We start from the raw sequence: 7,371 nt of genomic DNA, 5'->3' as shown, positions 1-7,371 counted from the left end.
CCTGTGAGGGTTCGGGTGATGCGTGACGGATTGGCTTCGCCTGATCCGTTACACCTTTTTGGTCATTATTGTCTTTAGCTTGCTCTTTGGGCATGCTTCTTGCGGACCTCCTTCTCGCTGGTGCGCAGGACGGTTTTGATGAGTTCGTCGCCGTCCCAGATCTGCAGGGTTTTGCCATCGAGGTGGATATCGACATGGCGGCCGGCACGATGTTTACCGCAGCTGATCTCTTGCCAGGCAACAGAGATGATGCCGTTGCCAGCAATCTTGCGAGAAACCCAGTCGCTACCGGAGCGTTCCTGCAGCAGGGCCGAGTCATCAACTGGTCGCCCAGCATCGGCGGTGAACCGGCTTGCTGGGGTGTTCATATCCAGAGCCGAATGCGGCCGCTGCCGGTTATAGGTATCCACCCAGGCGTCCAGTTCGCGTTGAGCTGAGGCCAGGTCAGTGAACACGCGCCCGGTAAGGAACTCTTGTCGCAGCGTGCGATGGAACCGCTCAATCTTGCCCGTGGTCGTAGGGCTTCGCGGAGCAGTGAGCAAATGATCGATGCCATTCTCCCGACAGATCCGATCAAACAGCACCTCCACATCCTTGGGACCAAAGCGGCCCGTGAACACTTTGCCGTTGTCGGTCAGGATCTCTTGGGGAACACCATGGGCGCGCATCGCTTCAGCCAAATGCCCACACACCGCCCGGGACATAGCTCGCAGCATCAACCCCGCGCACACCATGAACCTGGAGTGATCATCGATCCCGGTCAACACCTTGGCCTCCCGGCCATCAGCCAACACCACCCCACCGACCACATCCATCTGCCACAACTCCATCGCCCCGCCGCGCTCCCACCGCTTGAACTTGCGATCCCGCTTACGCCGCGCATTGGGATCAATGAGATTAGCCCGCTTCAGCAACCGATACACCCCAGAGCGGCTCGGCAGCGGTTCCACCGCAGCCCGCGTGGCCTCATGGACCAGCCGGCGAGGACCCCAATCAGGGTTGCGGCGGCGAGCTTCCAACACCCACACCTCAACAGCGGGATCCATCTGATGCGCGCACCGCGGGGGTCGATGCGACCGATCCGCCAAGCCCACTAGACCCTGCGCTTCATACCAGCGCAGCCATCGATGCACTGCCTGCCGCGACACATCAAAGCGACGCGCCACCTCGACAACAGGAACACCATCACGAATGACCGCCAAAACGGCCTGATACCTCTGCTCCACAGCACTCAACTCCACCAACATCGAAGGAGTGTCACGGATCAGGCGAAACCACCGTCACCCATCAGGCGAAACCATGTCACCTGACAGCCGGAGCCAAAACGTCACGCATCAGGCGAAACCAAACATAGCTGTTGTGGCCCCGGGCAGAATCGAACTGCCGACAAATGGTTTAGGAAACCACTGCTCTATCCCCTGAGCTACGGAGCCGTACTGGTTGATGAGATTACCGACGCGCACAAAGTGGCAATCTCACAGGTGTGGGTAGACCCTAAGCGTGATCGAAAGATCCGCGGGCTGGGAACTGACTTCCATTGACCGTCATTAGGCTGTTCGAGCACTTACGAACGGGGAGTCCAAGTGTCTGCTGAAATCTGGGACCAGTGGAACGAGCATGGGGCTTCGCGGTACCCCCATGAGAAAGTCGTCCAGTTCGTGCTTGGAAATTTCACAATCCCCGTTGCTCCCGGCACGTGGGCTCTGGACCTCGGCTGTGGCAGCGGTGCGGATGTGCGCTTTCTCATTGAGTGTGGCTTCAATGTCACCGCGATCGACGGCTCGGCGATCGGCATCGCCAACACGCAGACATTAGTGGCCGATTTGCAGGGCACCTTGGATATTCAACAGGTTCGACTGTCGCAGTTTGAAGTGCCTGCCAAGAGCTATGCGTGTGCAATCTCAGTGGGTGTGTTGGATGCCGCGGGGATCGACGAAGCTCGCCATGCAGTCCCGCGCCTGGTGGACGCCTTGAAGCCGGGCGGCAAGGCGCTACTGGTATTTGCAGGCGAGGGAGACTTCCGCATTGCGGCTCTCCCAGAACTTCATCTCCACGGATACAGCCGCAGAGAGGTGGAGAGCCTGATCGTCCTTGAATACGGTGCGGGCGTGTGGATAGACAGTTACGTGACTACCTACCAGCACAATGCGATACGGCAGATCGATTGGCTCGTGACTCTTTCAAAGAGATAGTTTGGAATCTACTTCAGCCGGAGTAGCAATTCGTAGTAGTTCGTCGATTGACTCCAGCAAGCGACTGCGAAGAACCTGAGCTTCGATGCTCAATCCGCGTTGCCTTGCAACGTATTGGCTTCGTCCCGCCGGCGTCTCCATGGCGATTGGCTCGAATCCCAGACTGCGCAGGTCGTAGGGCGAGGCTTGCATGTCCAGGATCCGCGCATTGCGAGCAAGCTCGAAACATTCAGCAGCCAATTCGCTTGATAGGTACGGCCCTGCCCACATTGCGTATTTGTAGAGATCCATTGCGGCATGGACGCATCCGGGCTGTTCGAACTCTGGTTGGCTGGCACGCGTAAGTAGATGCTCGTTGAGTGGCACTGCCTCTGCGGTGAAGAAGCGGAAGGCATCCAGGTGGGTACAGCGCAGGCCAACTTCGCTCACTGCGCGCTCGATCTCAGCTGGTTCAAGTCTGAGTGGGTACTCCGTGTGCCGCACATCGGTGGCTTGGCTGCGAAACACCATGGCCCATTCGTGCATGCCGAAGCAGTTGAATTGCGGGGCGCGACCGAGTGTGTTGCGCAGAAGAGTCGCCGCGAGTTGCAGCCGACTTGCTCGCTTCTCTAGGCCCGCGATGCCAACGGTGACACCGGCATCAACCCGGACGTAGTCGACGTGTCTCTTCAAGAATTCGTCGTCACGCTCAACGATTGAGCCCCAACCGGCATGCCAAGTCGTGAGCTTGGCGATCTTTCACCCATGGCAGTGTGCGTTCGGCATGCGCCCGCTCGCGTGCGCGTGCTTCCTCGATCTCCACTGCCCTGACGCTACGCCGTACTCTTGAGGCATGAGCAACGACCCAGAGCAAGCAAAGGCCAAGCAGGCCAAGGCTCTTGAGGTTGACCTGCTGCCCGATGTGACTTCCGACGAATTGCGTGAGCCAGAGTCTCGCGATGATTGGCTACGCGGCGAGGTTCCACCGCATCACGGCGATTAGTTTTCGCCTTGCTCTTTGAGCAGTGCGCTCTGCTCCTGGAGTAGATCCCGAATCTCCTGCAAGACCTTGATGTCGTCCGGCGTCACCACTTCTTCGTCTCCTGCAGTGCGCTTTCGGAAAGTGTTCATGGGCACGACGAAGACGAAATACACCACCACCAGAGTGATGAAGAAGGTGATGAGGCTGTTGATCAGCAAGGAGAAATCGATCACTTGATCGCGGATGGTCAGGGTACCTGCGTTGAAGCCACCGCCGAGGAAAATACCGACGATCGGATTGATGAGAGCCTTCGTGAAGGCTCCAACAAGAGTGGAGAAGGCAGCACCGATGACGAATGCGACTGCCAGATCAATGACATTGCCGCGCATGATGAAGGTCTTGAATCCTTGAAGCATGAAGTTCCCTTCAGGTGATCTTGGACTGCATCACCAGCGTAAGGGAAGCGGCGGCTCCGGCTGACGCGACAGACAGCGCGTCGTTCTTCCGCACAGCGACGACCAACATCTGTGCTTCGCTCACACTGAAAGTGGAACCACCGGATCCTTTCGACAACACCCGTGCATGTTCGGCGATCACTACAGCTGGGGCGATGTCAGAAAGTTCAACGAGATCAACGACATCACCGGGATCGACACCGCCTGCGAGTTTGGCGTCGGCTAGCAGAATTGGCACCGCAACTTCGCCGCTTGCGAGTTGCTGCGAGGGCCGCGAATCGATTGCCGCGGCATCTGTTGGATCGGCCGTGTCGACCAGGACACTGAGAATCAGAAGAGTTGCCAGGCCAGCGCAGATCGCCGCGAGGAATCTGCGCCGGCGCGCAATGAACACGCGGATCTGGCTGAGCAGTGGCGGCGAAAGAAGCATCCCTCGAGGGTAGGGAGAAGGATCAGTTCAGCGGAAACGGTTGTCCACAGGTCAGTCAGATGACGAGCTGGAACTGCTTGAAGCGGCGGGCGCGCTCTTGGCGGGTGCTGATGCCGGCGTAGAAGGCGTGGATTCGCTACTTGTGGTTTTCGGAGCCGCGCTCGTGTCTGAGGAACTGCGTGAGTCATTGCGGTAGAAGCCAGAGCCCTTGAACATCACTCCAACGTTGTTGAAGAGCTTGCGAAGAGTGGCCTCGCCACAGTCCGGGCACACTGTGAGAGTCGAATCAGACATCTTCTGCACGATCTCGTGGGCTGACCCGCAAGTCGAGCACGAATATTCGTACGTTGGCACTGGTCCTCCGGCACTGCTGGCACTCGCTGAATTTGAGTGCTAATTGTGCCTCCCATGCTGAGCAGCGGCAACTTCAGGTGGCAACGCCCTCTATGGTCGCGTTGTGTTCCGAGGATTCCAAGCGCGAGTGATCCTGGTGATCTCCTTGGGCGGCGTACTTGGTTCGGTCGCGCGGTACAGCGTCGCGCAGTTGATGGATCACAGCCGACTCACTGATCTGGCGGCCACTTTGACCGTCAATGTTCTCGGAGCATTCGCCATTGGCTTGGCCTATCCGTGGATTCGCAGCCGAAGTGGCTCGCTGCTGTGGCAGCCGTTCATCATCACCGGAATCCTGGGCGGCTTCACCACCTTTTCGACTCTCGCGGCTGACGTAGTGGTGCAAGACGATGAGCCCTTGCTTGTGGTCGGCTACCTCGCCTGCACCTTGCTCATCGGGCTGCTGGCTGTGCCGCTGGGTCGGCGCCTATTCGATTTGTTGAGGCCGTTGCCATGACACTGGCGATGATCGGATGGCTTGCTCTGGGTGCTGGAGTGGGAGCCCCGGCTCGTTTTCTGACGGATCGGGCGGTTACGAGTGTTTCCTTGGAAAGCCCAATCCCACTCGGGCTGTTGGTGGTCAACGTGCTGGGCTCGGCCCTGTTGGGGGTGATTGTCGGTCTGGACAACGCCACTCTGCTCGTGCTCGCGGGCAGCGGATTCTGTGGTGCCTTCACGACTTTTTCTGGCTTCTCTTGGGAGAGCAGCGGCTTGTGGGCTGAGCATCGCGGTCTTTTCTGGGTCTTCGCCTCTTCGATGGTGATTTTGTGTGTGGGGTCCTTCTGGCTCACGTGGACTTTGACGATCCGCCTCTTGTAATCCAGCGGACCCCTTGTTCAGTGGCAACAACGTCGACCGCAACATCATGGGATTCTGCGGGCACGTTCACGCCGTCCTCATCTGCGAACATCACGGCCATGAGCAATGGAATCTCCTCGAGTGCGGCCAGTGCCCGGTCATAGAAGCCGCCACCTTGGCCAAGGCGAGCTCCCGCGGTGGAGACGGCAAGGGCTGGCATCAGCACGAGATCAACCGTTTCCAGCGAGACGACCTCACCACCGAGGACTTCGCGAATCCCAAACGAACCGGACACGTACTTGCTTGTGGCATCACTGTGAACCCACTCGAGATCGGTTCCACGCACTCGAGGAGTGAGCACTGTGATGCCGGCATTCCAAAGTTGATGCAGCAGTGGCTGGGTTGTTGGTTCGGTAGCCCAGGAGAAGTAGCAGGCAACGCTCGCTGACCCTCGTTCGCGAACGATAGGCAGGACGTGGCTCGCGATGGAATCACCGGCAACTTGCCGTTCCTGGACCGAACGCGCAGCACGGCTCGCTCGCACCTGGGCACGCAATTCTGATTTTGAATACGACTCCGGAGCCCGATTCGCCGCCACGGAACCATCGTGCCGCATGGAGTGCGGCTAGTGTCGTGGATATGGATCAGGTGGTGCGCAAGGCAGTCGTGCCCGCTGCGGGATTGGGCACGCGATTCCTGCCCGCAACCAAGGCGACCCCGAAGGAAATGTTGCCTGTCGTGGACAAGCCAGCGATCCAATATGTAGTGGAAGAAGCAGTAGCTGCCGGCCTCACGGACCTGCTGTTCATCACCGGGCGCAGCAAGCGCCCACTCGAGGATCACTTCGACCGCAATTTCGAACTCGAGGCTTCCTTGGGCCGAAAGGACGATCTTGAGCGATTGGCTCTCGTCACCGAGCCCACAGATCTTGCGCGCATTCATTACGTGCGGCAAGGCGATCCACTGGGATTGGGTCACGCCGTACTGACAGCTGAGGATCACATTGGCGATGAGCCCTTCGCGGTGATGCTGGGTGATGACCTGATTGATCCACGTGATCCCATCCTGCCGCGCATGATGGAAGCTCGAAATCGTTTCGGTGGCTCGGTTGTCTGCTTGATGGAAGTGCCCCAGCAGGCGATCTCCCTCTATGGCTGCGCTGCGGTTGAGGGTGAGCCAGTTGATGGGCTGGTGCGAGTGACGGATCTAGTTGAGAAGCCAGCGGCATCATCAGCGCCAAGTTCATATGCCGTGATCGGCCGGTACCTGCTGGATCCAGCTGTATTCGACGTCTTGAAGCAGACTGCGCCTGACCATGGTGGTGAGATCCAACTGACCGATGCCCTGCGCGTACTGGCGACACTGCCGGCAGACCAAGGCGGCGGAGTCCATGGCGTGATTTTCAGCGGGCGTCGGTACGACACCGGCGATCGCCTCTCCTACCTGCAGGCAAATGTGGTGTTGGCGTCCGAACGCGAGGATCTCGGTCCTGATTTTCGCGACTGGCTCCGCGACTTTGTCGCCTCCTGGTCGTGAACTGGGAATCGACCCTGGCTGAGGGTCGCGTGGGGCTTCGTCCGATCAAGCTTCGAGACGGGCGCGTCTGGCGGCAGGTACGCAGCCGAAATATCGACTGGCTAGAGGAGTGGGAAGCGACCGTCCCCATCGAGGGACTGGAGTCGGGCGAGATACCGGCGAGTTTTGGGATGATGGTTCGCTCCATGCACCGCAACGCCCGCGCTGGTCGCATCATCCCGTGGGTGGTCACGTACGACGGCAAGTTTGTTGGGCAATTGACCGTCGGAGGCATCGCCTACGGCTCACTTCGCTCGGCCTACATCGGATATTGGATTGACAAGGAAGTCGCCGGGAAGGGCATCATGCCAACAGCCGTAGCCATGGCCCTGGACTACTGCCTCACTGATTTGCATCTGCACAGGGTGGAAATTCACATCCGTCCGGAGAACGTCGCATCGAGACGCGTTGTGGAAAAACTTGGCATTCCAGAAGAGGGTTTGCGTCGCTCCTATTTGCATATTGCAGGTGATTGGCGCGATCACATTTGCTACGCAGTGGTCGAGGGCGATCGCCCCGAAGGCCTGCTGGCTGGCTGGCGGGCGACCAACGCGAAGTGACGTATAC

Annotated in this window: 12 protein-coding genes and 1 tRNA gene; 6 read left to right on the top strand and 7 right to left on the bottom strand. The window is 58.9% G+C overall.

What is annotated here, in order from left to right; all coding sequences use genetic code 11:
* Positions 1 to 74: 74 nt before the first annotated feature.
* Entirely contained in the window at positions 75 to 1,244 is a 1,170-nt protein-coding gene (locus Q7L55_07380) for an IS481 family transposase (GenBank protein MDO8732375.1), read from the bottom strand.
* Positions 1,245 to 1,360: 116 nt separating this feature from the next.
* Positions 1,361 to 1,433, bottom strand: a tRNA-Arg gene (locus Q7L55_07375).
* Positions 1,434 to 1,583: 150 nt separating this feature from the next.
* On the opposite strand from Q7L55_07375, the gene Q7L55_07370 reads away from it, so the two are divergent.
* Positions 1,584 to 2,192, top strand: coding sequence for a class I SAM-dependent methyltransferase (locus Q7L55_07370; protein MDO8732374.1), 609 nt, complete (start codon positions 1,584 to 1,586; stop codon positions 2,190 to 2,192).
* Here Q7L55_07370 and Q7L55_07365 read toward each other — a convergent pair.
* On the bottom strand, positions 2,181 to 2,864 hold the full coding sequence (locus Q7L55_07365; protein MDO8732373.1) for a 3-methyladenine DNA glycosylase: 684 nt from the start codon (positions 2,862 to 2,864) through the stop codon (positions 2,181 to 2,183). The two genes, Q7L55_07370 and Q7L55_07365, sit on opposite strands and share 12 nt — an antisense overlap.
* A 160-nt stretch (positions 2,865 to 3,024) precedes the next feature.
* On the opposite strand from Q7L55_07365, the gene Q7L55_07360 reads away from it, so the two are divergent.
* Positions 3,025 to 3,174 carry a hypothetical protein gene (locus Q7L55_07360; protein ID MDO8732372.1) on the top strand — a complete coding sequence of 50 codons (150 nt, stop codon included), beginning with the start codon at positions 3,025 to 3,027 and terminating at the stop codon, positions 3,172 to 3,174.
* On the opposite strand, the gene mscL is transcribed toward Q7L55_07360, so the two are convergent.
* Genes mscL through Q7L55_07345 form a run of 3 tightly spaced genes read right to left on the bottom strand, consistent with a single transcriptional unit; the run spans position 3,171 to position 4,392 of the window.
* Positions 3,171 to 3,569 (bottom strand): large conductance mechanosensitive channel protein MscL, encoded by a 399-nt coding sequence (mscL, locus tag Q7L55_07355; GenBank protein MDO8732371.1) that lies wholly within the window; start codon positions 3,567 to 3,569, stop codon positions 3,171 to 3,173. The two genes, Q7L55_07360 and mscL, sit on opposite strands and share 4 nt — an antisense overlap.
* 10 nt (positions 3,570 to 3,579) lie before the next feature.
* Entirely contained in the window at positions 3,580 to 4,038 is a 459-nt protein-coding gene (locus Q7L55_07350) for a hypothetical protein (GenBank protein ID MDO8732370.1), read from the bottom strand.
* Positions 4,039 to 4,089: 51 nt separating this feature from the next.
* Positions 4,090 to 4,392 carry a zinc ribbon domain-containing protein gene (locus Q7L55_07345; GenBank protein ID MDO8732369.1) on the bottom strand — a complete coding sequence of 101 codons (303 nt, stop codon included), beginning with the start codon at positions 4,390 to 4,392 and terminating at the stop codon, positions 4,090 to 4,092.
* A 103-nt stretch (positions 4,393 to 4,495) separates the two neighbouring features.
* On the opposite strand from Q7L55_07345, the gene Q7L55_07340 reads away from it, so the two are divergent.
* Positions 4,496 to 4,888, top strand: a complete 393-nt coding sequence (locus Q7L55_07340; GenBank protein ID MDO8732368.1) for a CrcB family protein — start codon at positions 4,496 to 4,498, stop codon at positions 4,886 to 4,888.
* Positions 4,885 to 5,250, top strand: a complete 366-nt coding sequence (locus Q7L55_07335) for a CrcB family protein (GenBank protein MDO8732367.1) — start codon at positions 4,885 to 4,887, stop codon at positions 5,248 to 5,250. Before Q7L55_07340 ends, Q7L55_07335 begins: the two co-directional genes overlap by 4 nt.
* Here the strand turns inward: Q7L55_07335 and Q7L55_07330 are convergent.
* A complete protein-coding gene (locus Q7L55_07330) occupies positions 5,219 to 5,827 on the bottom strand; it encodes a 5-formyltetrahydrofolate cyclo-ligase (protein MDO8732366.1) in 609 nt (202 codons plus the stop codon). The genes Q7L55_07335 and Q7L55_07330 overlap by 32 nt on opposite strands.
* A 41-nt stretch (positions 5,828 to 5,868) precedes the next feature.
* Between Q7L55_07330 and Q7L55_07325 the strand changes: the two genes are divergently transcribed.
* Positions 5,869 to 6,765 (top strand): UTP--glucose-1-phosphate uridylyltransferase, encoded by an 897-nt coding sequence (locus Q7L55_07325; protein ID MDO8732365.1) that lies wholly within the window; start codon positions 5,869 to 5,871, stop codon positions 6,763 to 6,765.
* Entirely contained in the window at positions 6,762 to 7,364 is a 603-nt protein-coding gene (locus Q7L55_07320; protein MDO8732364.1) for a GNAT family protein, read from the top strand. The genes Q7L55_07325 and Q7L55_07320 overlap by 4 nt, the downstream gene beginning before the upstream one ends.
* Positions 7,365 to 7,371 lie beyond the last annotated feature (7 nt).

The sequence above is a fragment of the Actinomycetota bacterium genome (genome assembly GCA_030650795.1).
Taxonomy (GTDB): domain Bacteria; phylum Actinomycetota; class Actinomycetes; order S36-B12; family S36-B12; genus UBA11398.
Note: the sequence above shows the minus strand (reverse complement) of the source record. Positions and strands in the feature narration are given on the sequence as shown.